The sequence below is a fragment of the Citrobacter sp. W9 genome (assembly GCF_026719375.1).
GTDB classification, from domain to species: Bacteria; Pseudomonadota; Gammaproteobacteria; order Enterobacterales; family Enterobacteriaceae; genus Citrobacter; species Citrobacter werkmanii.
The window spans coordinates 301,737-328,573 of record NZ_JAPPTE010000003.1 but is presented as its reverse complement, the minus strand read 5'-3'; the positions used below and the strand labels follow the sequence as shown (position 1 = coordinate 328,573).

Annotated in this window: 28 protein-coding genes and 1 pseudogene; 11 read left to right on the top strand and 18 right to left on the bottom strand. The window is 52.7% G+C overall.

Features of this window, described 5'->3' with window-relative positions:
• From OOJ59_RS07960 to OOJ59_RS07950, 3 genes and pseudogenes are all read left to right on the top strand, one after another.
• Positions 1-1,060, top strand: a pseudogene (locus tag OOJ59_RS07960) (hydrolase).
• A complete protein-coding gene (locus OOJ59_RS07955) occupies positions 1,057-1,275 on the top strand; it encodes a YheU family protein (protein WP_087856300.1) in 219 nt (72 codons plus the stop codon). The pseudogene OOJ59_RS07960 and the gene OOJ59_RS07955 overlap by 4 nt, the downstream one beginning before the upstream one ends.
• A gap of 53 nt (positions 1,276-1,328) precedes the next feature.
• A complete protein-coding gene (locus tag OOJ59_RS07950; RefSeq protein WP_003827751.1) occupies positions 1,329-2,198 on the top strand; it encodes a phosphoribulokinase in 870 nt (289 codons plus the stop codon).
• A gap of 46 nt (positions 2,199-2,244) precedes the next feature.
• Here OOJ59_RS07950 and OOJ59_RS07945 read toward each other — a convergent pair whose 3' ends face one another.
• Positions 2,245-2,649 carry an OsmC family protein gene (locus OOJ59_RS07945; protein WP_006687378.1) on the bottom strand — a complete coding sequence of 135 codons (405 nt, stop codon included), beginning with the start codon at positions 2,647-2,649 and terminating at the stop codon, positions 2,245-2,247.
• Positions 2,650-2,957: 308 nt separating this feature from the next.
• On the opposite strand from OOJ59_RS07945, the gene crp reads away from it, so the two are divergent.
• Together crp and OOJ59_RS07935 are read left to right on the top strand one after the other, a co-directional pair.
• Positions 2,958-3,590 carry a cAMP-activated global transcriptional regulator CRP gene (gene crp / locus OOJ59_RS07940; RefSeq protein ID WP_000242758.1) on the top strand — a complete coding sequence of 211 codons (633 nt, stop codon included), beginning with the start codon at positions 2,958-2,960 and terminating at the stop codon, positions 3,588-3,590.
• Between the two features lie 51 nt (positions 3,591-3,641).
• Positions 3,642-5,729 (top strand): YccS/YhfK family putative transporter, encoded by a 2,088-nt coding sequence (locus OOJ59_RS07935; protein ID WP_087856299.1) that lies wholly within the window; start codon positions 3,642-3,644, stop codon positions 5,727-5,729.
• A gap of 99 nt (positions 5,730-5,828) precedes the next feature.
• Here the strand turns inward: OOJ59_RS07935 and argD are convergent, their stop codons facing one another.
• From argD to ppiA, 5 genes are all read right to left on the bottom strand, one after another.
• A complete protein-coding gene (argD, locus tag OOJ59_RS07930) occupies positions 5,829-7,046 on the bottom strand; it encodes a bifunctional acetylornithine/succinyldiaminopimelate transaminase (protein WP_137346717.1) in 1,218 nt (405 codons plus the stop codon).
• A gap of 85 nt (positions 7,047-7,131) precedes the next feature.
• The gene (gene pabA, locus OOJ59_RS07925; protein WP_038634811.1) at positions 7,132-7,695 is read right to left on the bottom strand and encodes an aminodeoxychorismate synthase component 2; all 564 of its coding nucleotides are present in this window, start codon (positions 7,693-7,695) and stop codon (positions 7,132-7,134) included.
• A 31-nt stretch (positions 7,696-7,726) separates the two neighbouring features.
• The gene (locus OOJ59_RS07920; protein WP_069323811.1) at positions 7,727-8,329 is read right to left on the bottom strand and encodes a putative adenosine monophosphate-protein transferase Fic; all 603 of its coding nucleotides are present in this window, start codon (positions 8,327-8,329) and stop codon (positions 7,727-7,729) included.
• Positions 8,319-8,486: a YhfG family protein gene (locus tag OOJ59_RS07915; RefSeq protein WP_137346716.1), complete on the bottom strand. Its 168-nt coding sequence runs from the start codon at positions 8,484-8,486 to the stop codon at positions 8,319-8,321. The genes OOJ59_RS07920 and OOJ59_RS07915 overlap by 11 nt, the downstream gene beginning before the upstream one ends.
• Positions 8,487-8,593: 107 nt before the next feature.
• Entirely contained in the window at positions 8,594-9,166 is a 573-nt protein-coding gene (ppiA, locus tag OOJ59_RS07910; protein ID WP_003023595.1) for a peptidylprolyl isomerase A, read from the bottom strand.
• A gap of 264 nt (positions 9,167-9,430) precedes the next feature.
• Here ppiA and tsgA point away from each other — a divergent pair, with 264 nt between their 5' ends.
• The 6 genes from tsgA to OOJ59_RS07880 all read left to right on the top strand — a co-directional run bounded on the left by tsgA (position 9,431) and on the right by OOJ59_RS07880 (position 16,582).
• Complete coding sequence (tsgA, locus tag OOJ59_RS07905) at positions 9,431-10,612, top strand: MFS transporter TsgA (RefSeq protein ID WP_038634817.1); 1,182 nt, start codon at positions 9,431-9,433, stop codon at positions 10,610-10,612.
• Between the two features lie 270 nt (positions 10,613-10,882).
• A complete protein-coding gene (nirB, locus tag OOJ59_RS07900) occupies positions 10,883-13,426 on the top strand; it encodes an NADPH-nitrite reductase large subunit (RefSeq protein WP_061381016.1) in 2,544 nt (847 codons plus the stop codon).
• On the top strand, positions 13,423-13,749 hold the full coding sequence (gene nirD, locus OOJ59_RS07895; protein ID WP_038634824.1) for a nitrite reductase small subunit NirD: 327 nt from the start codon (positions 13,423-13,425) through the stop codon (positions 13,747-13,749). Before nirB ends, nirD begins: the two co-directional genes overlap by 4 nt.
• Positions 13,750-13,944: 195 nt before the next feature.
• Positions 13,945-14,754: a nitrite transporter NirC gene (nirC, locus tag OOJ59_RS07890; protein ID WP_087856296.1), complete on the top strand. Its 810-nt coding sequence runs from the start codon at positions 13,945-13,947 to the stop codon at positions 14,752-14,754.
• 11 nt (positions 14,755-14,765) lie between these two features.
• The gene (gene cysG / locus OOJ59_RS07885) at positions 14,766-16,139 is read left to right on the top strand and encodes a siroheme synthase CysG (protein ID WP_038634829.1); all 1,374 of its coding nucleotides are present in this window, start codon (positions 14,766-14,768) and stop codon (positions 16,137-16,139) included.
• Positions 16,140-16,411: 272 nt separating this feature from the next.
• A complete protein-coding gene (locus tag OOJ59_RS07880) occupies positions 16,412-16,582 on the top strand; it encodes a YhfL family protein (RefSeq protein WP_006687392.1) in 171 nt (56 codons plus the stop codon).
• 65 nt (positions 16,583-16,647) lie between these two features.
• On the opposite strand, the gene trpS is transcribed toward OOJ59_RS07880, so the two are convergent.
• From trpS to OOJ59_RS07820, 12 genes are all read right to left on the bottom strand, one after another.
• Positions 16,648-17,652 carry a tryptophan--tRNA ligase gene (gene trpS, locus OOJ59_RS07875; RefSeq protein ID WP_160955320.1) on the bottom strand — a complete coding sequence of 335 codons (1,005 nt, stop codon included), beginning with the start codon at positions 17,650-17,652 and terminating at the stop codon, positions 16,648-16,650.
• Entirely contained in the window at positions 17,645-18,403 is a 759-nt protein-coding gene (gene gph, locus OOJ59_RS07870) for a phosphoglycolate phosphatase (protein ID WP_160955321.1), read from the bottom strand. Before gph ends, trpS begins: the two co-directional genes overlap by 8 nt.
• On the bottom strand, positions 18,396-19,073 hold the full coding sequence (gene rpe, locus OOJ59_RS07865; RefSeq protein ID WP_003023561.1) for a ribulose-phosphate 3-epimerase: 678 nt from the start codon (positions 19,071-19,073) through the stop codon (positions 18,396-18,398). The genes gph and rpe overlap by 8 nt, the downstream gene beginning before the upstream one ends.
• Before the next feature lie 17 nt (positions 19,074-19,090).
• Positions 19,091-19,927, bottom strand: a complete 837-nt coding sequence (dam, locus tag OOJ59_RS07860; protein ID WP_160955322.1) for an adenine-specific DNA-methyltransferase — start codon at positions 19,925-19,927, stop codon at positions 19,091-19,093.
• A 117-nt stretch (positions 19,928-20,044) separates the two neighbouring features.
• Positions 20,045-21,340, bottom strand: a complete 1,296-nt coding sequence (gene damX, locus OOJ59_RS07855; RefSeq protein WP_160955323.1) for a cell division protein DamX — start codon at positions 21,338-21,340, stop codon at positions 20,045-20,047.
• 96 nt (positions 21,341-21,436) lie between these two features.
• On the bottom strand, positions 21,437-22,525 hold the full coding sequence (gene aroB / locus OOJ59_RS07850) for a 3-dehydroquinate synthase (protein ID WP_160955324.1): 1,089 nt from the start codon (positions 22,523-22,525) through the stop codon (positions 21,437-21,439).
• A 57-nt stretch (positions 22,526-22,582) separates the two neighbouring features.
• Entirely contained in the window at positions 22,583-23,104 is a 522-nt protein-coding gene (gene aroK, locus OOJ59_RS07845; RefSeq protein WP_003023552.1) for a shikimate kinase AroK, read from the bottom strand.
• Between the two features lie 405 nt (positions 23,105-23,509).
• Positions 23,510-24,745, bottom strand: a complete 1,236-nt coding sequence (gene hofQ, locus OOJ59_RS07840; protein ID WP_370605879.1) for a DNA uptake porin HofQ — start codon at positions 24,743-24,745, stop codon at positions 23,510-23,512.
• Positions 24,660-25,073 carry a HofP DNA utilization family protein gene (locus tag OOJ59_RS07835; RefSeq protein ID WP_160955326.1) on the bottom strand — a complete coding sequence of 138 codons (414 nt, stop codon included), beginning with the start codon at positions 25,071-25,073 and terminating at the stop codon, positions 24,660-24,662. The genes hofQ and OOJ59_RS07835 overlap by 86 nt, the downstream gene beginning before the upstream one ends.
• Positions 25,063-25,518 (bottom strand): HofO family protein, encoded by a 456-nt coding sequence (locus tag OOJ59_RS07830; RefSeq protein ID WP_160955327.1) that lies wholly within the window; start codon positions 25,516-25,518, stop codon positions 25,063-25,065. Before OOJ59_RS07830 ends, OOJ59_RS07835 begins: the two co-directional genes overlap by 11 nt.
• Positions 25,502-26,041 (bottom strand): PilN domain-containing protein, encoded by a 540-nt coding sequence (locus OOJ59_RS07825; protein WP_160955328.1) that lies wholly within the window; start codon positions 26,039-26,041, stop codon positions 25,502-25,504. Before OOJ59_RS07825 ends, OOJ59_RS07830 begins: the two co-directional genes overlap by 17 nt.
• The gene (locus tag OOJ59_RS07820) at positions 26,041-26,820 is read right to left on the bottom strand and encodes a DNA utilization protein HofM (protein WP_087856290.1); all 780 of its coding nucleotides are present in this window, start codon (positions 26,818-26,820) and stop codon (positions 26,041-26,043) included. Before OOJ59_RS07820 ends, OOJ59_RS07825 begins: the two co-directional genes overlap by 1 nt.
• Positions 26,821-26,837: the final 17 nt, after the last annotated feature.

Below are 26,837 nucleotides of genomic sequence, written 5' to 3'. Positions count from 1 at the left end.
ATAGTTATTCTTTCCGATTATTAATTGCTCTGGTGTTATGGTTGAAATCACGTCCACAGAAATGATCCCACCTACTGATGATTCGCGAGAATTCCGCCCTATGCGCGGTATCAGTAACCGCCATTTGCAGACAATGCTGCCGCGTTTAATTCGCCGCAAGGTGAAGTTCGACGCCCATTGGCAGCGTCTGGAATTACCCGACGGTGACTTTGTCGATCTGGCATGGAGTGAAGATCCGCAACAGGCGAAGCACAAACCGCGCCTGGTGGTTTTTCACGGTCTGGAAGGCAGTCTGAACAGCCCGTACGCACATGGCCTGATTGAGGCAGCGCAAAAGCGCGGCTGGCTAGGCGTGGTGATGCATTTTCGCGGCTGCAGCGGCGAACCAAATCGTCTCAACCGTATTTATCATTCTGGTGAAACAGAAGATGGCACCTGGTTTTTACATTGGCTGGAACGCGAGCTTGGTCGTGTGCCGACCGCGGCGGTAGGCTATTCACTCGGCGGGAACATGCTTGCCTGCCTGCTGGCCAAAGAAGGCAACGATATTCCCATTGATGCAGCGGTTATTGTCTCTGCGCCTTTCGTGCTGGAAGCCTGTAGTTACCATATGGAGAAGGGGTTCTCACGCGTCTACCAGCGCTATCTGCTCAATCTGTTGAAAGCTAACGCCTCGCGTAAGCTACAGGCCTATCCGGGTTCGTTGCCGGTGAGTCTGACCCAGTTGAAATCCCTGCGTCGCATTCGTGATTTTGACGATCTCATCACTGCCAAAATCCACGGTTTTGCCGATGCTATAGACTATTACCGCCAGTGTAGCGCCATGCCATTGCTTAATCAGATCGCCAAACCGACGCTGATTATCCATGCCAAGGACGATCCGTTTATGGATCATCACGTAATCCCTGAACCGGAAAACCTGCCCTCACAGGTGGAGTATCAGTTGACTGAACACGGCGGACACGTCGGATTTATTGGCGGCACAGTGCGCCGCCCTGAGATGTGGCTGGAATCCAGAATTCCCGACTGGCTGACAACGTATCTGGAGGCGTCATCATGATTATCCCCTGGCAAGACATCTCCCCGGACGCGCTGGACAATCTGATTGAAAGCTTTGTCTTGCGCGAAGGTACCGATTATGGTGAACATGAACGTTCGCTCGAACAAAAAGTCGCCGACGTCAAACGCCAACTACAATCAGGTGAAGCCGTCCTGGTGTGGTCCGAACTGCATGAAACGGTCAACATCATGCCGAGGAAGCAGATTCACCAGTAATTCGTAGCCGACGGCCGACTATAATAAAAAATCAACCTATTCATGGAGTTGTTATGTCTGCCAAACATCCGGTGATTGCGGTAACAGGATCCAGCGGCGCGGGGACCACCACCACCAGCCTCGCGTTTCGTAAAATTTTCGCGCAGCTAAATCTGCGCGCCGCCGAGGTGGAAGGTGACAGTTTTCATCGCTATACCCGTCCGGAAATGGATATGGCGATTCGCAAAGCGCGCGATGCCGGGCGACATATCAGTTATTTCGGGCCCGAAGCCAATGACTTTGGTCTGCTGGAACAAACCTTCATTGAATACGGCCAGACGGGAAAAGGTCAGTCGCGTAAATATCTGCACACCTACGATGAAGCCGTACCGTGGAACCAGGTCCCGGGAACGTTTACCCCCTGGCAGCCATTGCCTGAACCGACGGATGTCCTGTTCTATGAAGGGCTACACGGCGGCGTCGTCACCCCACAGCAAAATGTGGCCCGGCATGTCGACCTTCTGGTCGGCGTAGTGCCGATCGTTAACCTGGAATGGATCCAGAAACTGACCCGCGATACCAGCGAGCGTGGACACTCGCGTGAAGCGGTGATGGACTCGGTTGTGCGCTCAATGGACGATTACATCAATTACATCACGCCGCAGTTTTCCCGTACGCACATTAACTTTCAGCGCGTACCCACCGTCGATACCTCAAACCCCTTTGCCGCCAAGAGCATTCCGTCGCTGGATGAAAGCTTTGTGGTCATTCATTTTCGTAATCTGGAAGGGATCGACTTTCCGTGGCTTCTGGCCATGCTGCAAGGCTCATTCATTTCCCACATCAATACATTAGTCGTACCTGGCGGCAAAATGGGTCTGGCGATGGAATTGATTATGCTGCCGCTGGTCCAGCGATTGATGGAAGGTAAAAAGATAGAGTGAGGTACGGGATGTGCCCGACGGCGCTACGCTTATCGGGCATCACGTATTACGCAGCAACCACTTCATAGGAGTGGGTAATATTCACCGCCTTTTCCAGCATCAATGCCACGGAACAATATTTTTCCGCCGAGAGATCGACGGCGCGGGAGACCGACGCCTCTTTCAGATCGTTGCCGGTGACGATGAAATGCAGATTAATGTGGGTAAACAAACGCGGCGCTTCTTCACGGCGCTCAGAGGTGAGTTTCACTTCGCAGTTGGTCACATCCTGACGCCCTTTTTGCAGGATCGACACCACATCGATGGCGCTACAACCGCCTGCAGCCATTAATACCATTTCCATCGGGCTCGGCGCTTTATCACCGGAGTTACCGTCCATCAAAATTTGGTGGCCAGAGGCGGACTCACCGAGAAAGGTTAACCCCTCAACCCACTTTACACGCGCTTGCATATTTCGTAACTCCAATGTTTCAATTTTCCTGACAGATTACGCGTACATAACAATTCTCGCAACGGAAGGCGACCTGCGTCATGCTGAAGCGAGACACCAGGAGACACACGGCGAAAGCTATGCTAAAACAGTCGGGATGCTACAGTAATACATTGACGTACTGCATGTATGCAGAGGACATCACATTACAGGCTGCAGTATATTTTTAGTAGCCCCCTTCCCAGGTAGCGGGAAGCACATTTTTGCAAACCCAGAGGCAGCGTCGTTTTCTGGCTCTGGAGACAGCTTATAACAGAGGATAACCGCGCATGGTGCTTGGCAAACCGCAAACAGACCCGACTCTCGAATGGTTCTTGTCTCATTGCCATATTCATAAGTACCCATCGAAGAGCACGCTGATTCACCAGGGTGAAAAAGCGGAAACGTTGTATTACATCGTTAAAGGCTCAGTGGCAGTGCTGATCAAAGATGAAGAAGGGAAAGAAATGATCCTTTCTTATCTGAATCAGGGCGATTTTATTGGTGAATTAGGCCTCTTCGAAGAAGGCCAGGAACGTAGCGCTTGGGTACGGGCCAAAACCGCATGTGAAGTCGCTGAAATTTCCTACAAAAAATTTCGCCAATTAATCCAGGTCAACCCGGATATTCTGATGCGCCTGTCTTCTCAGATGGCTCGTCGCCTGCAGGTCACGTCTGAAAAAGTAGGCAACCTTGCCTTCCTCGACGTCACCGGGCGTATTGCCCAGACTCTGCTGAATCTGGCAAAACAGCCTGACGCGATGACTCACCCGGACGGTATGCAGATTAAAATCACCCGCCAGGAAATCGGCCAGATCGTTGGCTGCTCCCGTGAGACCGTTGGTCGTATTCTGAAGATGCTGGAAGATCAGAACCTGATCTCCGCTCACGGTAAGACCATTGTCGTTTACGGCACACGTTAATCCCATCGAAATGGCGCGTTACCCGGTAGCGCGCCATTTTTGTTTGTTCCGATGTGGCGAAGACTGATTTATCACCCCGAGATCAACTACGCACTACGGCAGACGCTGGTGCTGTGTTTACCTGTGGCCGTCGGTCTTATCATTGGTCAGCTTCATCTGGGGCTTCTGTTTTCCCTCGTCCCTGCCTGTTGCAACATTGCCGGTCTTGATACCCCGCATAAACGCTTTTTTAAACGTTTAGTTATTGGCGCATCGCTGTTTGCCGGTTGCAGCCTGATCATGCAGTTACTGCTGGCGCAAGATATACCACTGCCGCTCATCCTCACCGGCCTGACGCTAATTCTTGGCGTAACCGCCGAGCTAAGCCCGTTGCATGCGCGACTGCTGCCAGCCTCACTCATCGCGGCAATTTTCACGCTAAGCCTTGCCGGGAATATGCCCGTCTGGGAGCCATTGCTGATCTATGCACTGGGTACGTTGTGGTACGGTCTGTTCAACTGGTTCTGGTTCTGGATGTGGCGTGAGCAGCCACTGCGTGAATCGCTTAGTCTGCTGTACCGCGAATTAGCCGATTACTGTGAGGCCAAGTACAGTCTGCTGACCCAGCATGCCGATCCAGAAAAAGCGCTGCCTCCGTTACTGGTTCGTCAACAAAAAGCGGTGGATTTGATTACCCAGTGCTACCAGCAAATGCACATGCTGTCGGCGCATCACAATAATGAATACAAGCGACTGTTGCGTGCCTTTCAGGAAGCGCTCGATTTGCAGGAACATATTTCAGTTAGCCTGCATCAGCCGGAAGAGGTGCAAAAGTTGGTCGAGCGAAGCCACGCGGAACAGGTGATTCGCTGGAACGCGCGCACCGTCGCCGCCCGCCTGCGCGTCCTGGCCGATGATATCTTGTATCACCGCTTACCGACCCGTTTCTCAATGGAAAAGCAGATTGGCTCGCTGGAGAAAATCGCCAACCAGCATCCGGATAATCCGGTAGGACAGTTTTGCTACTGGCACTTCAGCCGTATCGCCCGCGTGCTACGGACCCAGCGCCCGCTGTATGCCCGAGATTTGATGGCGGACAAACAGCGGCGGTTGCCGTTGATCCCGGCGCTGAAAAACTATCTGTCGTTGAAATCCCCGGCGCTGCGCAACGCCGGGCGCATCAGCGTCATGCTGAGTATCGCCAGCCTGATGGGCAGCGCCTTACATCTGCCTAAACCTTACTGGATTTTGATGACGATCCTGTTCGTCACGCAAAATGGCTATGGGGCGACCCGGGTGCGTATTTTGCATCGTTCGGTGGGTACGCTCGTCGGACTGGTGATTGCGGGCGTCACATTGCACTTTCATATTCAGGAAGGTTTCACGCTGGCAGGCATGTTGCTGATCACATTAGGCAGCTATCTGATCATTCGCAAAAACTACGGCTGGGCCACCGTCGGCTTTACGGTTACGGCGGTGTACACCCTGCAACTGCTGACGCTGAACGGGGAACAATTTATCGTGCCGCGGTTTGTCGACACGGTGATTGGCTGCTTAATCGCCTTTGGCGGCACGCTCTGGCTGTGGCCACAGTGGCAGAGTGGTCTGTTGCGTAAGAACGCCCACGATGCGTTAGAAGCCGACCAGGAGGCTATTCGCCTGATCCTCAGCAACGATCCGCAGGCCACGCCGCTGGCGTATCAACGCATGCGGGTCAACCAGGCGCATAACACGCTGTTTAACTCACTGAATCAGGCAATGCAGGAGCCGGGATTCAACTCGCACTATCTGGCGGATATGAAACTGTGGGTCACGCACAGCCAGTTTATTGTCGAACACATCAACGCGATGACCACACTGGCAAGGGAACATACGATGCTGACGCCGGATTTGGCGCAGCGGTATCTGGAGTCCTGCGAAATTGCGCTCCAGCGCTGTCAGCAGCGGCTGGAGTATGACGGACCGGGAAGCTCGGGCGATGTGAATATTCTCGAAGCGCCTGAAATGCTGTCCCACGGCCCATTAAGCACCCTGGAGCAGCATCTGCAGCGAATATTGGGGCATCTGAACACCATGCACACCATTTCGTCGGTAGCATGGCGTCAACGCCCCCACCACGGGATCTGGCTTAGCCGTCGGTTGCGGGACATGAAAGGCTAAGATCGGCTGCCGGATGCGCTACGCTTATCCGGCCTACGAATCACACCTTACCCTGTAGGCCGGATAAGGCGCTCGCGCCGCCATCAGGCAATCAACCAATCAGCCCACCACCTTCGCTACCGCCTGCGCGAAACGCTGCATCCCTTCCTCGATATCCGCGTCTTCCACCACCAGCGACGGCGCGAAACGCATCACGTCCGGCCCGGCATTCAGCACCATCACCCCATCGTGCGCGGCGGCGTAGAGGAAATCGCGCGCCCGGCTTTTAAACTGCGGCTTCAGCTCGGCGCCAATCAGCAGCCCCATGCCGCGAATATCGCTGAAAATATCGAACTGCTGATTAATTTTCTGCAAATGATGCACAAACGTCTGACGTTTGCCCTGAATACCTTCCAGCACTTCCGGGGTGTTGATGATATCAAACGCGGCATCTGCAACCGCACAGGCCAGCGGATTACCGCCGTAAGTGGAACCGTGCGAACCCACGTGGAACGCGGAGGCAATTTCCTGAGTGGTCAGCATGGCGCTCACCGGGAAACCGCCGCCGAGCGCCTTGGCGCTGGTGAGGATATCCGGCGTCACGCCGTAGTGCATATAGGCAAATAAATCGCCGGTACGCCCCATCCCACACTGCACCTCATCAAAGACCAGCAGCGCCTGGTGCTGGTCGCAAAGTTCACGCAGACCTTGCAGGAATGCCGGGGTTGCCGCAGTGACGCCGCCTTCTCCCTGAATGGGCTCCACCACCACCGCGCAGGTGTGATCGTCCATCACCGCTTTTACCGCATGCAGATCGTTAAACGGCACATGGATGATATCCGCCGGTTTTGGTCCAAAGCCGTCGGAATATTTCGGTTGCCCACCAACAGATACGGTAAACAGCGAACGACCGTGAAACGCATTATGAAAGGCGATGATTTTGGTTTTGAACGGGCTGTGGCGTACGCAGGCATAATGACGCGCCAGCTTAAAGGCGGTTTCGTTAGCTTCGGTGCCGGAGTTCATAAACAGCACGCGTTCAGCAAAGGTCGCATCAATGATTTTACGACCTAAGCGCAACGCTGGTTCGTTGGTGAAAACGTTACTGGTGTGCCACAGGGTTTCACCCTGGGTTTTTAACGCCTCAACCAGCGCCGGATGGCAATGCCCTAACGCGGTAACTGCAATGCCGCCCGCAAAATCAACATACTCTTTGCCCTGTTGATCCCAGACCCGACTCCCTTTTCCTTTTACCGGGATAAACTCAGCCGGTGCATAAATCGGCAGAATTACTTCATCGAATGTCGCGCGCGTAATCGCAGTTTGTTCAGTTGCCATGTCATTACCACCCTGTTAAGCAGAAATGCTAGTGAAATTATAATCACAAAATATGAATAAAAAATCACTGAATAGCAACCATAAATCACCGTTGGAGGAAATTATCCAGCAGCTGATGCCCCTGTTCGCTGAGAATACTCTCCGGGTGAAACTGCACACCTTCCAGATCCCACTCGCGGTGGCGAATGCCCATTATCTCTTGTGTTTCACTCCAGGCCGTCACTTCAAAGCAGTCAGGAAGCGTTTCGGGGGCAACCACCAGAGAATGGTAGCGTGTCACGGTTAATGGGTTGGCGAGTCCCTGAAAAACCCCCTGCCCGTTATGCGTAATCGGCGAGGTTTTACCATGCATCACTTTTGCTGCCCGAACCACGGTCGCGCCAAACGCCTGCGCCATCGCCTGGTGACCAAGACATACACCCAGCAGGGGAATTTTGCCCGCAAAATGGCGAATCACATCCAGCGAGATACCGGCATCATCCGGCGTGCATGGGCCTGGGGAAATCACGATTTTTTGCGGATTCAGCGCGTCGATTTGCGACAGCGTCAGCTCGTCGTTACGCCTGACGAGGACATCAGCACCCAATTCGCAGAAGTATTGGTACAGGTTCCAGGTAAAAGAATCATAGTTATCGATAAGCAGGATCATGGCGGCTCCGGTACATAAGAACCGCGCTATTCTACTCAGTTTCCGGGGCTTCGCTTACCACTTTACGAAATATCGCCCGCAGAGCGGTCAGGTCGCCCATCGCCCCGCTCTGGTTCGCCTGGTTCCACTCCTCAACCTGAATGTCATCCCAGCTCAGCATATACCCGGCATGGATCGCTAGCTGTTCGAAGAAAATACGCTGCGCGAGACCGCTACCAATACGAAACGGATGCAGCACATTGATTTCGCAATAATAGTGCGCAAGGCGGTCGACGAATTTTTCTTCCGGCAATCCCACCAGCCAGGACTCCTCTTCCAGGTCCTGCATCAGCGCATTGCCCTCTTTCTCGATATAGGCGAAATGGCAAAAGCGAGTATCGCCCTGGTAGATATCAACTTCCCGCAGTTGTCCCGCCCAGTCGAAAATATCCTGGTATAACTGGCGATGAATGGCGCACAGGTGTGGCAGGCCACGCTTTAAAGGCCCCAACTCAACCGTCGCGGCGCGCAGTGCTGTTAATTCGTATGCCGCTTGTGCCAGACGCTGGGCCTGATGAATCCCCAGGCGGTTACGCATCACATTCAGACCGGGGTACAGATAAGGGTCGCGTCCATCACCGAATTTATCGCTCATAGTGCCTCCTCAACTCATCCAGACGCGCCAGGGCGTCTTCCGCACTCAGAGTAATCCGTGGAATATCCACGCCTTCCAGTCGTCGACTTCCCTGGAAATTGACATTACGCCGTTGCTCCCAGAGCCTGGACTTTTGTTTATCGGTGAGTTTTTTCACGTGACCTCCCTGAATGTAAGCGGCACTTGCCACAAGTATAAGCAGCAATTTCGGGTTACGCAGAGAAGGGAGAGAACGCGGGCAGGAACTGCCCGCGCAAAATACGATTACGGCAGGACTTTAGCAGAAAGGATAACAATCGGTTTTGACGGGACATTCTGGTAAGGACCAACATCATGGGTCTGTACCTGAGAGATCTTATCTGCAACATCCATACCTTTCACAACTTTACCGAACACAGCATAGCCAAAGTCGCGTTGGCCATGATCGAGAAAAGCGTTGTCTGCAATGTTGATAAAGAACTGGCTGGTCGCGCTGTCTTTATCCGCTGTACGCGCCATCGCAATCGTACCGCGGGTGTTACGCAGACCGTTATCGGCTTCATTCTTGATTGGCGGGTTAGGTTTCTTCTGCTGCATCTGCTCGGTGAAGCCGCCGCCCTGTACCATAAAGCCTGGGATCACACGGTGGAACGTGGTGTTGTTATAAAAACCACTGTTCACATAATCGACAAAGTTTTGCACTGAAACCGGGGCTTTCTGGCTGTTCAGCTCCAGCTCGATGTTACCAGCAGAGGTGGTCAGCAGGACATGTGGGTCACCTTTTGCTGCCAGTGCTGCAGGAGAGAGCGCGGAAAGAGCGAGAACAGCTGCAACAGCCGCCAGAGTCGATTTGAGCATGAGAAGTCCTTAACAAGAGCAGAAATGAAGCAAGTGAAGTGATTCTAAAGAGCCTTCAAGGACAAGGCCATCCCTTTACTTAATTTTACGTATCTGAAACAAATGTAACTGCATAACCGGAATACTCATTGTGATCCAGCTCACATACAAAAATGTAACGGAGCAAGTTATTGCCATTAAATATTTAAATACGTCACTAAAACGCCTAAAATCTGCCCGCTCACGGCGCAATCAATGCGTCTTACACTTCTATACAGGCCAGTCATGACTAACAGCAATCGCATTAAGCTCACATGGATTAGCTTTCTCTCCTACGCCCTGACAGGCGCGTTGGTAATTGTCACCGGGATGGTGATGGGAAATATCGCAGATTACTTCCATTTGCCCGTTTCCAGTATGAGTAACACCTTCACCTTCCTGAATGCCGGCATCCTGATTTCTATCTTTTTGAATGCCTGGCTGATGGAAATTGTGCCCCTGAAAACCCAGTTGCGCTTTGGCTTTATCCTGATGGTTCTGGCGGTCGCCGGACTGATGCTCAGCCATAGCCTGGCCTTGTTCTCAGCAGCAATGTTTGTACTGGGGCTGGTGAGCGGTATCACCATGTCGATTGGTACGTTCCTGGTCACGCAGATGTATGAAGGTCGCCAGCGCGGTTCCCGCCTGCTGTTTACGGACTCCTTCTTCAGCATGGCTGGCATGATCTTCCCGATGGTGGCGGCATTTCTGCTAGCGCGCAGCATCGAATGGTACTGGGTTTATGCCTGCATCGGCCTGGTATATGTTGCCATTTTCCTGCTGACCTTCGGTTGCGAATTCCCGGCGCTGGGCAAACACGCGCAGCAGTCAGACGCACCGGTAGTAAAAGAAAAATGGGGCATTGGCGTACTGTTCCTGTCCATTGCGGCTCTGTGCTACATCCTCGGCCAGCTTGGTTTTATCTCGTGGGTGCCGGAATATGCCAAAAGCCTGGGCATGAGCCTGGGTGATGCGGGTAAACTGGTCAGCGACTTCTGGATGTCTTACATGGTTGGCATGTGGGCGTTTAGCTTTATTCTGCGTTTCTTCGATTTGCAGCGCATCCTGACGGTACTGGCGGGTTTGGCCACCGTCCTGATGTATCTGTTTATCACCGGTACGCCGGAGCATATGCCGTGGTTCATTCTGACGCTGGGCTTCTTCTCCAGCGCGATTTATACCACCATTATTACCCTCGGTTCCCAGCAGACGAAGGTCGCCTCACCTAAACTGGTTAACTTCATTCTGACCTGCGGCACCATCGGTACCATGCTTACTTTCGTCGTCACTGGCCCGATAGTCGCTCATAGCGGTCCAATGGCGGCACTGCAAACAGCTAACGGCTTGTATGCCGTTGTGTTCGTAATGTGCTTTATTCTTGGGTTTGTTACGCGCCATCGCCAGCATAACGCGCCGGCCACGCATTAATCACTCTGCCGGATGGTGTTCTCGCCATCCGGCATATCCCTGGCATCCCTTCCTCCATTGGTGATGTAGGCCAATTCATACAAAAACCCCTTAATTTGTGCACTTTTTATACAAACACGAAAAGCCAGTCAATTCCGTAACTTATAAAAATGTAGGTAAATCAGTTATATACCTCTTAAGGAGTATATGAGAGCGAATTTGATTTGTATCAATAAGCGGGGTAGCTGAATCGTTAAGGTAGGCGGTAATAGAAAAGAAATCGAGGCAAAAATGAGCAAAGTCAGACTCGCTATTATCGGTAATGGTATGGTCGGCCATCGCTTTATTGAGGATCTTCTTGATAAATCCGACGCTGCCAATTTTGATATTACCGTCTTCTGTGAAGAACCCCGCAAAGCGTACGACCGCGTACACCTGTCTTCCTACTTCTCCCACCACACCGCCGAAGAGCTTTCTCTGGTGCGTGAAGGATTCTACGAGAAGCACGGCGTTAAGGTATTAGTCGGCGAGCGCGCAATTACCATCAACCGCCAGGAGAAGGTGATCCACTCCAGCGCGGGTCGTACGGTTTATTACGATAAGCTGATCATGGCGACTGGCTCTTATCCGTGGATCCCGCCGATTAAAGGTTCGGAAACCCAGGACTGCTTTGTTTACCGCACCATTGAAGACCTCAACGCCATTGAGTCTTGCGCGCGCCGTAGCAAACGCGGTGCTGTCGTCGGCGGTGGCCTGCTGGGCCTGGAAGCCGCCGGTGCGCTGAAAAACCTCGGCGTTGAAACCCACGTGATTGAATTCGCTCCGATGCTGATGGCTGAACAGCTGGATCATATGGGTGGCGAGCAGTTACGTCGCAAAATTGAAAGCATGGGCGTGCGTGTGCACACCAGCAAAAACACGAAAGAGATTGTCCAGGAAGGCGTCGAAGCGCGCAAAACCATGCGTTTTGCCGATGGTAGCGAACTGGAAGTCGACTTTATCGTTTTCTCTACCGGTATTCGTCCACGCGACAAACTGGCTACCCAGTGCGGTCTGGACGTCGCTCCGCGCGGTGGGATCGTGATTAACGACACCTGCCAGACTTCTGACCCGGACATCTATGCCATCGGCGAATGCGCCAGCTGGAACAACCGTGTATATGGTCTGGTGGCACCCGGCTACAAAATGGCGCAGGTTGCCGTTGACCATATCCTCGAAACCGAAAACGCCTTCGAAGGCGCAGATTTAAGCGCCAAGCTGAAGCTGCTTGGCGTTGACGTTGGCGGGATTGGCGACGCACATGGCCGCACACCGGGTGCGCGCAGCTACGTTTACCTCGACGAGAGCAAAGAAGTCTACAAACGCCTCATTGTCAGCAAAGATAACAAAACGCTGCTCGGCGCGGTTCTGGTGGGCGACACCAGCGATTACGGCAATCTGCTGCAACTGGTGCTGAACGCTATCGAACTGCCGGAAAACCCGGACTCATTGATCCTGCCTGCGCACGCGGGCAGCGGCAAACCGTCTATCGGCGTCGATAAACTGCCGGACAGCGCGCAGATTTGTTCCTGCTTCGACGTCACCAAAGGCATGCTGGTTGCTGCTATCAATAAAGGTTGCCACACCGTTGCAGCGCTGAAAGCTGAAACCAAAGCCGGTACCGGCTGCGGCGGATGTATCCCGCTGGTAACGCAGGTCCTGAACGCTGAACTGGCGAAACAGGGTATTGAAGTTAACAACAACCTGTGTGAACACTTCCCGTACTCGCGTCAGGAACTGTTCCATCTCATTCGCGTAGAAGGCATTAAAACCTTCGAAGAGTTGCTGGCAAAACACGGGAAAGGCTACGGCTGTGAAGTGTGTAAACCTACCGTCGGTTCCCTGCTGGCCTCGTGCTGGAATGAGTACATTCTCAAACCTCAGCACACGCCGCTGCAAGACACCAACGACAACTTCCTGGCGAATATCCAGAAAGACGGCACCTACTCCGTGATCCCGCGCTCCGCTGGCGGTGAAATCACACCGGAAGGTCTGGTGGCCGTGGGACGTATCGCACGTGAATTTAACCTGTATACCAAAATCACCGGTTCTCAGCGTATTGGCCTGTTCGGCGCGCAGAAAGATGACCTGCCGGAAATCTGGCGTCAGTTGATTGAAGCTGGTTTCGAAACCGGTCATGCCTATGCTAAAGCGTTGCGTATGGCGAAAACCTGCGTGGGCAGCACCTGGTGCCGTTACGGCGTGGGCGACAGCGTCGGTTTCGGCGTCGAGCTGGAAAACCGCTACAAAGGCATCCGTACGCCGCACAAGATGAAGTTCGGTGTCTCTGGCTGTACCCGTGAATGCGCGGAAGCCCAGGGCAAAGACGTGGGTATCATCGCCACTGAAAAAGGCTGGAACCTGTACGTTTGCGGTAACGGCGGGATGAAACCTCGTCACGCCGATCTGCTGGCGGCAGATATCGATCGTGAAACGCTGCTGAAGTATCTCGATCGCTTCATGATGTTCTACATCCGCACTGCCGACAAACTGACCCGTACCGCACCGTGGTTAGACAACCTGGAAGGCGGCATTGAGTATCTGAAATCGGTCATCATCGACGACAAGCTGGGCCTGAACGAGCATCTGGAAGAAGAGATGGCCCGTCTGCGTGAAGCGGTGGTATGCGAGTGGACAGAAACCGTTAACACCCCATCCGCGCAGGTTCGCTTCAAGCACTTCATCAACAGCGACAAACGCGATCCGAACGTCCAGGTGGTGCCTGAACGTGAACAACATCGTCCGGCAACGCCTTATGAGCGTATCCCGGTGACTCTGGTGGAGGAGAACGCATGAGCCAGTGGCAAAACATCTGCAAAATCGATGACATTCTGCCTGCAACAGGCGTCTGCGCCCTGTTAGGTACTGAACAGGTCGCAATTTTCCGCCCGTATCACAGTGACCAGGTGTTTGCGATCAGCAACATCGATCCGTTCTTTGAGTCCAGCGTGCTTTCTCGTGGCTTGATCGCTGAGCATCAGGGCGAACTGTGGGTCGCCAGCCCGCTGAAAAAACAGCGCTTTCGTTTAAGCGACGGACTGTGCATGGAAGACGAACAGTTCTCCGTGAAACATTACGAAGCGCGCGTGAAAGACGGCATGGTGCAGTTGCGCGGTTAATAAACTTTTGGGAGGCGCAACGCCTCCCCTTTTTTGTATTTTTTTCATTTTAATTGTTATCACAAAATCATTTGTACTGCATCGCGGCGGCAACCGAGCAAATCTCCAGGAGCATAGTTCACTATGTGACTGGGGTGAGCGAGGGCAGCCAACAAAGAGGCAGTGCAAAGGATGAAGTGAGAAAAGGATAATCAAATGTTTACTGACACTATTAATAAGTGTGCAGCTAATGCTGCGCGCATCGCACGCCTGTCGGCTAATAACCCGCTCGGATTCTGGGTCAGTTCGGCAATGGCAGGGGCCTATGTCGGTCTCGGCATCATTCTTATTTTCACCCTCGGCAATCTGCTCGACCCGTCCGTACGTCCTCTGGTAATGGGTGCAACCTTTGGTATCGCCTTAACGCTGGTCATTATCGCGGGTTCTGAACTGTTTACCGGTCACACCATGTTCCTGACGCTCGGCGTCAAAGCGGGCACCATCAGTCACAGTCAAATGTGGGCAATTTTACCGCAAACCTGGCTGGGTAATCTGGTCGGTTCCGTGTTTGTCGCTCTGCTTTACAGTTGGGGTGGCGGCAGCTTGTTGCCGGTAGATACCAGCATCGTCCATTCGGTTGCACTGGCGAAAACCACCGCGCCTGCGACGGTACTGTTCTTCAAGGGCGCACTGTGTAACTGGTTGGTTTGTCTGGCAATCTGGATGGCAATCCGTACCGAAGGCGCAGCAAAATTCCTCGCTATCTGGTGGTGTCTGCTGGCGTTTATTGCTTCCGGCTACGAACACTCGGTTGCCAACATGACGCTGTTTGCCCTCTCCTGGTTCGGCCACCACAGCGAAGCTTATACCCTGGCCGGAATTGGTCATAACCTGCTGTGGGTGACACTCGGTAATACTTTGTCCGGTGTCGTATTCATGGGATTGGGTTATTGGTATGCTACGCCAAAATCGGAGCGTCCGGCTCCGGCAAAAATCAATCAGCCAGAGGCTGCTGCCAATAATTAAGGGGTAATGTCGTGGATCATTTGCCTATATTTTGTCAACTACGTGACCGTGACTGCTTGATCGTCGGCGGTGGTGATGTCGCAGAACGCAAAGCGCGGTTATTGCTGGAAGCGGGCGCCCGTTTAACGGTTAATGCGCTGGCGTTTATTCCGCAGTTCACCGTATGGGCAAATGAAGGCATGTTGACGCTTGTTGAGGGACCGTTCGATGAATCCCTGCTCGATCCTTGCTGGCTGGTTATCGCCGCCACCGATGACGATGCCGTCAACCAAAGCGTCAGCACCGCCGCAGAATCACGCCGTATTTTCTGCAACGTGGTCGATGCGCCAAAAGCAGCCAGTTTTATCATGCCCTCCATTATCGACCGCTCGCCGCTGATGGTGGCGGTCTCCTCTGGCGGCACTTCGCCGGTGCTGGCCCGTCTGCTACGTGAAAGACTCGAATCCATACTGCCTCAGCATCTTGGCCAGGTCGCACAGTATGCGGGCAAGCTGCGTTCCCGGGTTAAAAACCAGTTTGCCAGTATGGGTGAACGTCGCCGCTTCTGGGAAAAATTGTTCATTAATGACCGCCTGGCGCAGTCGCTGGCAAACAACGATCGGAAAGCTGTCGAGGAAACCACCGAGCAGTTACTCAGCGAACCACTGGATCACCGTGGTGAAGTGGTGCTGGTTGGCGCCGGTCCTGGCGATGCCGGGCTACTAACGCTGAAAGGGCTGCAGCAGATCCAGCAAGCCGACGTAGTGGTTTATGACCGTCTGGTTTCCGACGATATTATGAACCTCGTGCGCCGCGATGCGGACCGGGTATTCGTCGGTAAACGCGCGGGTTACCACTGCGTACCGCAGGAAGAAATCAACCAGATCCTGCTGCGTGAAGCGCAACAAGGCAAGCGCGTGGTACGACTAAAAGGTGGCGACCCGTTCATCTTTGGCCGCGGTGGTGAAGAGCTGGAAACGCTTTGCCACGCTGGTATTCCATTCTCCGTTGTGCCGGGTATAACCGCGGCTTCCGGTTGCTCCGCTTATTCTGGTATTCCACTGACCCATCGCGATTACGCGCAAAGTGTTCGTCTGGTTACCGGACACCTGAAAACCGGCGGCGAGCTGGACTGGGAAAATCTGGCGGCAGAGAAACAGACGCTGGTGTTCTATATGGGACTGAATCAGGCGGCCACAATTCAGGAAAAACTGATCGAATTTGGCATGCAGGCCAATATGCCGGTTGCGCTGGTAGAAAACGGTACCTCCGTGAAGCAACGCGTCGTCAACGGTGTGCTGACGCAGCTCGGGGAATTAGCGCAACAGGTTGAAAGCCCAGCGCTGATTATCGTCGGTCGCGTGGTTGGACTACGCGATAAGCTGAACTGGTTCTCGAATCATTAATTGAATGTAAATACATGCCCTGATATTCAGTGCATGTATTTATCATCCTGCAGAAATAAATAATAAACGAAATACGCTACATGCTCACTTCAGCAAACCAATTATTAATTAAAATATAACCGCCTAGTAATCCAATTCATTAATTATATAATTTACATAAAGCTTGCTATGTCCTTATCCGGACTACTTAAATTTTATTTAAGTTGATATCTTAACCGTCGAGAAATGGATTTCATCCATTTTAAAAATAGATATCTTACAAGGATTTTAACATGCTGAAATTTGCAAAAATCACCATTGTCGCTGGGGTTCTGGCTACACTGACCGCATGTACGGGTCATATTGAAAACAAAAAAAATAACTGCAGCTACGATTATTTCCTGCATCCAGCAATTTCAATTTCTAAAATTATTGGTGGCTGTGGTCCGGCTGCAGACCAGTAATAGATGCTATTGCGCAGATACAAAAAAACCGGGGATTCCCCGGTTTTTTTGCAACGCAGAAAATATTACGGTCTGGCGACAAAACCAATCGCTTCGTAAACGGCTTTCAGCGTAACAGAAGCGCGTGCGCTGGCTTTTTCCGCACCGTCTTTCATTACTTTCTGCAGGAAAGCTTCATCGTTACGGAAACGGTGATAACGTTCCTGAAGCTCGGTCAGCATGCCGGAAACGGCCTCCGCGACTTCACCTTTCAGATGACCATACATTTTGCCTTCGAAGTGCTGTTCCAGCTCCGGAATACTCTGGCCGGTGACGGCAGAGAGGATATCCAGCAGGTTCGAAACACCCGCTTTTTCTTTCACGTCGTAACGAACAACAGGCGGCTCTTCCGAGTCAGTCATCGCTCGTTTGATTTTTTTGACCACAGATTTTGGATCTTCCAGCAGACCGATCACGTTGTTGCGGTTGTCATCCGACTTGGACATTTTTTTCGTCGGCTCCAGCAGCGACATCACGCGCGCGCCGGATTTAGGGATGAACGGTTCCGGTACTTTGAAGATGTCGCCATACAGCGCATTGAAGCGCTGAGCGATATCGCGGCTCAGTTCAAGATGCTGTTTCTGATCTTCGCCAACCGGTACCTGATTGGTCTGATACAGCAGAATGTCTGCCGCCATCAGTACCGGATAATCAAACAGACCGGCGTTGATGTTCTCTGCGTAACGTGCAGATTTATCTTTGAACTGGGTCATACGGCTCAGCTCGCCGAAATAGGTGTAGCAGTTCAGCGCCCAGCCTAACTGTGCGTGTTCCGGTACGTGCGACTGAACAAAAATGGTGCTTTTTTCAGGATCGATCCCGCATGCCAGATACAGCGCCAGCGTATCCAGCGTTGCTTTATGCAGTTGCTGAGCATCCTGACGAACGGTAATGGCATGTTGGTCAACGATGCAGTAGATGCAATGGTAGTCATCCTGCATGTTCACCCACTGACGCAGCGCACCCATATAGTTGCCAATGGTCAATTCACCTGAGGGCTGTGCGCCACTAAAAACGATGGGCTTAGTCATTTTTCGATTCCTGATTTTCGCTATGCGGAAGCCCGAGAGCGGGCAATAGTTCATTAATGCGGTTGTACATGACATCGGGCTCGCTCAATGCGATAGACTCACCGTAGTTGTAGCCATACGTCAGACCAACGGACGGACAACCAGCAGCCTTAGCCGCCTGAATATCATTACGAGAATCCCCTACGAAGAGCATTTGCTCAGGCTTGATGCCAAGCTTACTTGCCACCAGCAGCAGCGGATCCGGGTGTGGTTTTTTATTCTGCACGTCGTCACCACCGATGACCACGCTGAAGTATTTGGCGATATCTAACGCCTCGAGCAATGGCGCGACAAACGGGGTTGGTTTGTTGGTCACCAGACCCAGCGGCAAACCTTTAGCATGCAACGCGCCCAGCGTGTCGGCAACATCAGGGAACAGGAATGTCCCCTCTTCTGCGACATCGCCGTAGTACCTGTCGAACAGCTTACGCAAAATACGTACCTGTTCCTCAGCAGGAATATCATCATCAAGGGGGGGTTTACCCATCGTTTTACGTAATGTCGCGCGCTCCTGACGAGACCACGCCAGCGCGCGCTCCATCAGTACATCTGCACCATTACCAATCCAGGTGATTACACGTTCTTCACCAGCAACCGGCAGTTCCAGCGCATACAACGCCATATCCACCGCTGCGGCTAATCCCGGCGCGCTGTCGACCAGCGTGCCGTCGAGGTCAAAAGCGGCGCCCCGAATATCCTGAAACTTATCCATGACTTACCTTCGCCAGTTCATTGCGCATTTCATCAATGACTTTTTTGTAGTCTGGTTGGTCGAAAATAGCGGAGCCTGCAACAAACATATCTGCACCCGCCGCCGCGATTTCACCGATGTTGTTCACCTTGACGCCACCATCAACTTCCAGGCGGATGTCATAGCCAGATTCATCAATACGACGACGCACTTCACGCAGCTTATCCAGCGTTTGCGGGATGAAAGACTGTCCGCCAAAGCCTGGGTTAACGGACATCAGCAGGATCACATCCAGCTTATCCATGACGTAATCCAGGTAGCTCAAAGGCGTTGCCGGGTTAAACACCAGGCCCGCTTTACAACCATGCTCTTTGATCAGTTGCAAGGTACGATCAACGTGCTCGGAGGCTTCCGGATGGAAAGTAATGATGCTGGCGCCAGCGGCGGCGAAGTCAGGGACAATACGATCGACCGGTTTCACCATCAGGTGAACATCAATCGGGGCGGTGATGCCATATTTACGCAGCGATTTCAAAACCATCGGTCCGATGGTCAAGTTCGGTACGTAGTGATTGTCCATGACGTCGAAGTGTACTACATCGGCACCGGCAGTCAGCGCTCTCGCGGTGTCTTCGCCCAGGCGGGCAAAATCAGCCGACAGAATTGAGGGGGCGATCAAATACTGTTTCATCCGCTTCTCCTTGAGAATTATTTTTTCGCAGGCGTTGCGACTCCTGGTTTATACAGCGCCAGCAGTTCGTTCACCTTTTTACGCGTGCCGCCATTGCTGCTGATGCTGCGCCGCACTTTGACCTGAAAATGTTTCGCTGCCCGGTACCACTCACGGGTATCGGGCGTGTCATGATTCGAAATTAACACCGGAATCTGCTTACTGACCAGCTTTTCTGCCATCTCGGCCAAATGCGCCTGCTCTTTCGGGCTAAAGCTGTTGGTATGATACGCGGTGAAATTTGCCGTCGCCGAAAGCGGTGCATAAGGCGGGTCACAATAGACTACGGAGCTGGTATCCGCACGGTCCATGCACTCTTCATAGGAAAGGCAATGGAACTCCGCATTCTGCGCTTTTTCAGCAAAATGGTATAACTCGGCTTCCGGAAAATAAGGTTTTTTATAACGACCAAACGGTACGTTAAACTCACCGCGCAGGTTATAACGGCACAACCCGTTGTAACCAAAGCGGTTCAGATACAGGAATAGCACTGCGCGGCGGAACGGGTCCTGGCAGGTATTAAATTCTTCCCGGAACTGGTAGTACACCTCAGCCTGATTAGTTTCAGGCATAAACAGCTCGCGCGAAGCCTGCACGTACTCATCGGTACGGGTCTTCACGATGTTATAGAGACTGATGAGGTCGCTGTTGATATCGGCAAGAATATAACGAGAAAAGTCGGTGTTGAGAAACACCGACCCGGCCCCTACGAAGGGTTCAATCAGACACTCACCCTGGGGTAAATGCCGTTTGATATCATCAAGCAGGGGGTATTTTCCCCCTGCCCATTTCAAAAAAGCGCGATTTTTTTTCATGCTGACTAACTAATTACACCTTCTCCGGCTGTGGAGAAAGCTCCGACAGCATCCTGCGCTTTAGTCTTTGTCCCGCAATTGGGCGAAACAGCAAACCATTGCAGAACATATCCTATCTTACTTCAAATCGGCCTGAACCTGGTGCAGCGGTTTTGCCCACGGATTTTTCGCCTGAATATCGGCGGGTAACGTAGACACTGCACGTTTCGCATCTTCTTTAGATGCATACACGCCCGTCACCAGAACATACCACGGTTGACCGTTACGCGTCGTCTGATACACCACGTAGTTCTTCAGGTTTTCTTTCTTCGCCCAACCGTTCAGGTTGTCGTAGTTAGAAGAACTGCTGAGCTGCAGCGTGTAATGGCCGGACGGCGCAGATTTTAACGCGCCAACATTCCCTGTACTTTTCGCTCCGCCAGCAACAGGCGTTGCCGTCGCGGTTGGCGCAGGTGTAGCAGTTTGTGCAGGCGTCGTCGTCGCGGTTGCTTTCGGTTCTGCTGTCGCTTTTGGCGTAGCGGTTACCACAGGCGCTTTGGTTGTGGTCGTCGGCGCAGTCGCGGTTGGTTTTGCCTGAGCAACAGGTTTCGGCTCTGTCGTTGTCGCTTTCACCGTGGTCTGCGGTTTGCTCTTCGGCTCAATGACGGCCTGTTTACGTTCCTGGTGCGTAGCAGCAGGACGTTCAACCGTTTCCGTTTTGGCAGTCTGGCGCGCAGCAGTACCATTACGAACTGGTGCGACGGTCGCAGGTTCGGTCGGCAGCGTAGAGTTCACCACGACGTTGTTAACCTGCTCCTGACCTTGCGGTTGCGTCAGCGCATTGTTCAGATCGCCCTGCACTTCAACACGCTGCTGACCTTCAGTTGCCGCAGGCGTCTGGCCTTGAGTTGGGGTAGAGGAAATCGGCGGCAGGGAAACATCCTGCTGGGTATTGCCCGCCGTCTGCTCAGCGCCCGTTGCAGGCGTATTCGTGTTCGCCTGATCCGTCGCATTGCTGCCAGAAAGATCGATGCTCTTCTCGCCAGACGCCGTCTGTTCACTGGAAGAAGATGAGGGGGCTTTCAGCGCAGAACCAATACCGATGATCAACAGCAGCAGCACCAGCACGCCCACACCCATCATCATATACTGACGAGAGGCAGGTTTACTGACCGCTTTCTTACGCTTGCGCGGACGACGCTCTACACGCTCTTCATCCACCGCATCGTCATCAGATTCATAGTCTTCTTCGATGTCCCGCTCTTCTTCACGCTCTTTACGTGCGCGCGCAGGACGGCGATCGTCAGCATCCAGATCAACATCATCAAAATTGATTTGCGGCTCATTATCGCGTTCAGACGATTGACGAGAACGACCAGTACGACGATCGCTGGGATCGGGTTTCAGCTCGTCTTCTGGTTTGAATTCATCCATTTAACACCCCACTCAAAGGTTAATGCTTACAACTTTGCACGTAACCTGAAGCTAAAAGACCTACGTTTCGCAACGTACGTCGGACCTTTCTTGTTGTTACGCCTGCTGGCAATCAGCAATAGCGTTAAGAACCACCTCGTGCGACACTCCGCCGCGCACTTCACTCTTCCCTATTGCCTGCGGAAGCACTAAACGAATTTCTCCCGCTAACACTTTTTTATCTCGCAGCATATGCGGCAAATAGGCCTCGGTGGACATTTCACGTGGCCCATTAACCGGTAAGCCTGCTCGCAGTAGCAGCGTAATGATGCGCTGCGTATCCGCAGAGCTAAACTGACCCAGACGTTCTGACGTACGTGCAGCCATTACCATACCTGCTGCGACGGCTTCACCATGTAACCAATTGCCATAACCCATTTCAGCTTCAATCGCATGGCCGAACGTGTGTCCCAGATTCAGTAAAGCACGTAAGCCCATTTCGCGCTCGTCTGCTGCGACAACTTCTGCTTTCAGCTCACAACAACGGCGAATACAGTACGCCATTGCCGGACCGTCCAGACGCAATAACGCGTCCAGATTGTCTTCCAGCCAGTTGAAAAACTCACCGTCAAGAATGATGCCGTATTTGATGACTTCCGCCAGCCCCGATGCCAGCTCACGCGCAGGAAGCGTTTTCAGACAATCGAGATCCACCACCACGGAGGCTGGTTGGTAAAACGCGCCAATCATGTTTTTACCGAGGGGATGGTTTACGGCGGTTTTGCCGCCGACGGAGGAGTCGACCTGCGACAACAGAGTTGTCGGGACTTGAATGAAACGAACACCGCGCTGGTAGCTGGCTGCCGCGAAACCGGTCAGATCGCCAATCACGCCGCCGCCAAGTGCGACTAACGTGGTATCGCGACCGTGCGGTTTTTGCAGTAACGCGGTGAAAACCGTATCCAGAACCGTCAGGCTTTTATACTGTTCGCCATCGGGAAGGATAACGCTATCAACGTTAACACCCGCCTGTTCAAGTACGCCGCGAACCTTATCGAGATACAGGGGAGCCAGGGTTTCGTTGGTCACCAACATAACCTGATCGCCCGATTTCAGCGGTAAGAATGAAGCTGGCTCATTGAACAAACCAGCCGCGATAGTGATAGGGTAACTACGTTCCCCGAGAGTGACTGTGATCCTCTCCATTACGCGACATCCACCTTAGTTACTTGTACCCGCAGACGAGTGTGTATTCGGCCAGAATTAGTTGCTTTCCAACATATGAATAATCTGGTTTGCTACGACTTTTGCGCTCTGATCGTCGGTGCGAATGGTCACGTCGGCAATCTCTTCGTACAGAGGATTGCGTTCGTCAGCCAACGCTTCCAGAACTTCACGAGGCGGTGATTCTACCTGCAGCAGCGGGCGTTTCTTGTCACGTTGAGTACGCGCAAGTTGTTTTTCAATTGTCGTTTCAAGATAGACCACGACGCCACGCGCGGAGAGACGGTTACGTGTTTCACGTGATTTTACAGAGCCACCGCCAGTTGCCAGCACAATACCCTGTTTTTCCGTCAACTCGTTGATGACTTTTTCTTCGCGATCACGGAAGCCGTCTTCACCTTCTACATCGAAGACCCAGCCCACATCAGCTCCGGTTCGTTTCTCAATCTCTTGATCAGAATCGTAAAATTCCATATTGAGTTGTTGAGCTAACTGCCGCCCAATAGTGCTTTTTCCGGCACCCATAGGCCCAACCAGAAAGATATTGCGTTTCTCTGCCATTTTTTCGGTACTACTAAGACTATTCGTTAATGGTAAACCCGCTTCGCAGACACCCAGCGCAGCAGGACATGAACTGAAACCTCATAAGATATTGCGAGAGTCAGACTGAAAATTATCTCAATACTCAAGCGGGTTTGGCAACTGAATAAATCACCAAACCCTACGCATTTCTGGTCGTGGCAGGCATGCAGCCCTGCAAACATCAGACATGGCAACGTATCGCGTAGTCCAATGACGGAAAAATAAGCCTATGACACACCACCAGAAAGGCAAAGCGTATTCATTGCCGCATAAGTAAAGAAAAGTACCGACGCTCAAATCGGTACTCCTTGTATGCTAAATACACCCCCACGTCAAATCCCTGAAACGTGTTCAGTGCAAAAACAACGGTTTTTCATGCATAAGTTATTCCGTTGACACCAGTCTGGGCGTAATAAAGACCACTAACTCACGACGCTCATCTTCTTTTCCATCGTGACGAAAAAGAGAGCCAAGCCAGGGGATGTCGCCTAACAACGGCACGCTGTCAGCCGCAGATTTATTTTTATGTGAAAAAATGCCGCCCAACGCAATCGTCTCTCCGCTTTTTACCTCAACCTGCGTTTCAATTTCCTGCTTATCGATAGCCAGAACTTCACCATCAGCTTGTTGTAGCACCTGCCCGGGGACATTCTGGCTGATATGCAGTTTCAGCCTGATTCGCCCTTTCTGCAAAACAGTGGGCGTAACCTCCATCCCCAGTACCGCTTCTTTAAACTCGACGGATGTCGCCCCGCTTTCTCCGCTGGAGACCTGATACGGGATCTCGCTGCCCTGCTTAATACTGGCAGGTTGCAGGTGAGAAGCCAGTAATCGCGGACTGGCGATGATATCAAGCTGCTGTTTTTGCTCCAGTGCCGACAGCTCCAGTTCCAGTAACCGACCGTTAATACGACCAATATTAAATCCCACACGGGATGTTGCTGCGGGCACCGAAAGATCGCTGGCAAGCGTAGTAACATTCCCCACCGCCCCCGGTTGTTGCGCGTCGGCCAGCGACCATTTAACCCCCAGCTCGCGCAAACTTTTTTCATTAATCGTGACGATATGCGCCGCCAGTTCCACCTGTTCAACGGGTAAATCCATTTGCGCCACCCACTTTTCCAGCGCGTTAAGCACAACGCTATTATCACGCAGCAGTAAGCGGTTGGTTCGTTTATCAACCGTCATGCTGCCTTTAGCGCTCAGCAACTTCTCTCCGGCTTTTGCCAGCTCGGCGGCGTCAGCGTATTGCAAAATGATGCTGCGATGTTCCAGAGGCAGGCTGGCCTGCATTCGTGCCTGCTCATATTCCTGGCGGGCCGCATTTTCACTCTGCCATTGCATAGAATGCACATGCAGAATGTTGCCCTCCTGGCGTAGCACTAATCCGGCGCTTTTCACGACCGTTTGCAACGCCTGCTTCCAGGGCACATCTGTCAGATGCAGTGACAGCACCCCGCCGACATCCGGTGAAACCACCAGGTTTTTCTTTTCTTGTTCCGCCAGGGCCTGCAAAACCTGCACAACAGGCACATCATCCACCACCAGCGTTACGTTTTGCGGTTTTCCCGCCTGCCCGCGGAACACCGCGACCAGCAGCATCATGGCTATCCATCTCATCCATCGCTTCATTTACCGTTCCCTGTCGTTGCCACTGCCATTGAGCAGGCTCGCAGCTTTTCTCTGTGTTGAGAGTTAAGCTTTCAGCCGTTATCTGTGAAATCGTCCAGCCGTTTTTCAGGACGTCATTTCGCTCAACTCGCCGCCATTTGTGCTGCCCATCCTGCACGATGCCGATCGGTCGCTCACCCACACTCACCATTCCCTGATAACGCCACGTCGACCACTCAGCTATCTGGCAAGGGTCCTCCGGCGGTAAGAAGGGATTACGCATACCGGTCAGGATCAGCACGCTGATGCATGCCAACAGCCAGCGTTCAACCGTCATTCAGATGTTCCAGTTGTAGCGTTAACAGCAGTTCAGCGCCTTCTACACTGAGAGAAAACCGGCTGACGCTCATCCCTTGTTCCGCCAGTTGGACAAACACCGGCGGGATAGCCTCCCACGCAAGCCTCAGCGTCATCTCCCCGCTCTGAATGGCGGGTTGCCAGTGGACAAGACGTACATGGGGCGTCTGAAACAGCAACGGAGAGAATGGAATAAACGTCTCTTCAGCCTCTCCTGGCGATGGCGCCAGCAGATACAGGTTTCGCCATTGCGTCTGAATGGCAGCACGTTGCTGGTTTAGCGCCTCTTGTTGCATATCCCGCTGCCTGGCGGCGGGGTAAAGACATAGCGCGACCATCATAAGCAGCCCTAAAATCCAGCCGCATGCGCACATAACACGAAAGCGCAGCGACTGCGCGAGCCAGGCATCACAGAGCGTTATCATGCGTGTCACTCCGCGTCAGACGATAGTAGAATTGCCAACGCCCTTGGGCATCCTGCTGCGTTTCGCCAGGGCGATTTAGCGTAAACAACGGCTGCTGGCGTAATTGCGTTTCCAGCGCCTTAAGGGCGGCAAAGTTCAGCGCATTTCCCGTCAGTTCCAGCGTCCCTTGCTGCCAGACCATTTTGGTTAACCACGCCTGTTCCGGGAGTAATTCCGCCAGCTGTTGCAGAATCTGTTGCCAGCTTTGGGTCTGGTCACGCTGTTTGTTTCGCGCTTGTACCTGTTGCCATTGTTGCAGGCGCTGCTGCAAGCGAGGCTTTAGCGCCATCAGCGCCGCTATGCGCTTATTTTCAGCCTCTACCAGCAGGAGTGCGACCCGGTTTTCCACGCTAAAAACGCTGTTATAGATTAACGTCACGCCAATGCTCAGCAGTAGAGCAGCGCTAAAGAAGACGGCCCAGAAACGCAAACAGGTATACCGCCGAGTCTGACGCCAGGGCAGAAGATTGATGGTCGCTATCATCAATACGATCCTCCCATGGCCAGTCCTAATGCAATGGTAAAGCGGTGGCTGTGTGGTGGAATTGGCGGCTGGCGAACGGACACAACGTTTAAAGGATCGAATCCGCTGGGGTCGCATAGCGCAATAGCTGTCGGGGAAAGAGATAACGTTGCGGCAAATTCGTCGAGACGGCCAATATCGCCCGTCAATTTTCGCCCCCATGACGAGCGGGTCGCCCATAGCCACTGGGTCTCATCACGCCATACCAGACACTGTTGATGTTCGGGTAAATAAGGAATAAATCGTTGCAAGGCGCTAGCGTCCGGCGTAATCGCTTTAACCTGTACTTTCAGCGCTTGTATTAACGTCAACAGCGTTGAAATCTCTTTGCTTTGCGCGGCTGTGACGTTAAACGCCGGGCTCAACGTGTCTTCGCTATAATCAAAATGCAGCGCATCCTGCGACATATCCAGTTCACGAGCCATCAAACCGGACAACCATGCGGTTTGCTCTGGCTCTCGCAAGGTCATTGCCGGACGAGGAAACTTTTTTTGTAACGTCCTGTTGGCGGGAAAGGAGAGATAAATATGATGTCGGCGAGGAAGCTCACGGCTCCACGGCAGTAGCGTTGCGACAAGCTGTTCTGGCTCGCGAATGTGACCATCAACGATAACCTGAGGTGCCAACGGCATACGCCACCAGCGCTGTAGAAACCAACCGGTCGCGTCGCGAACGACAGCGACAGCCAGCGCTTCATGTTGCTGAATATGCAGACCAATTTTCCAGATATTAAAAGCCATTGCTGATGATCTCCGTA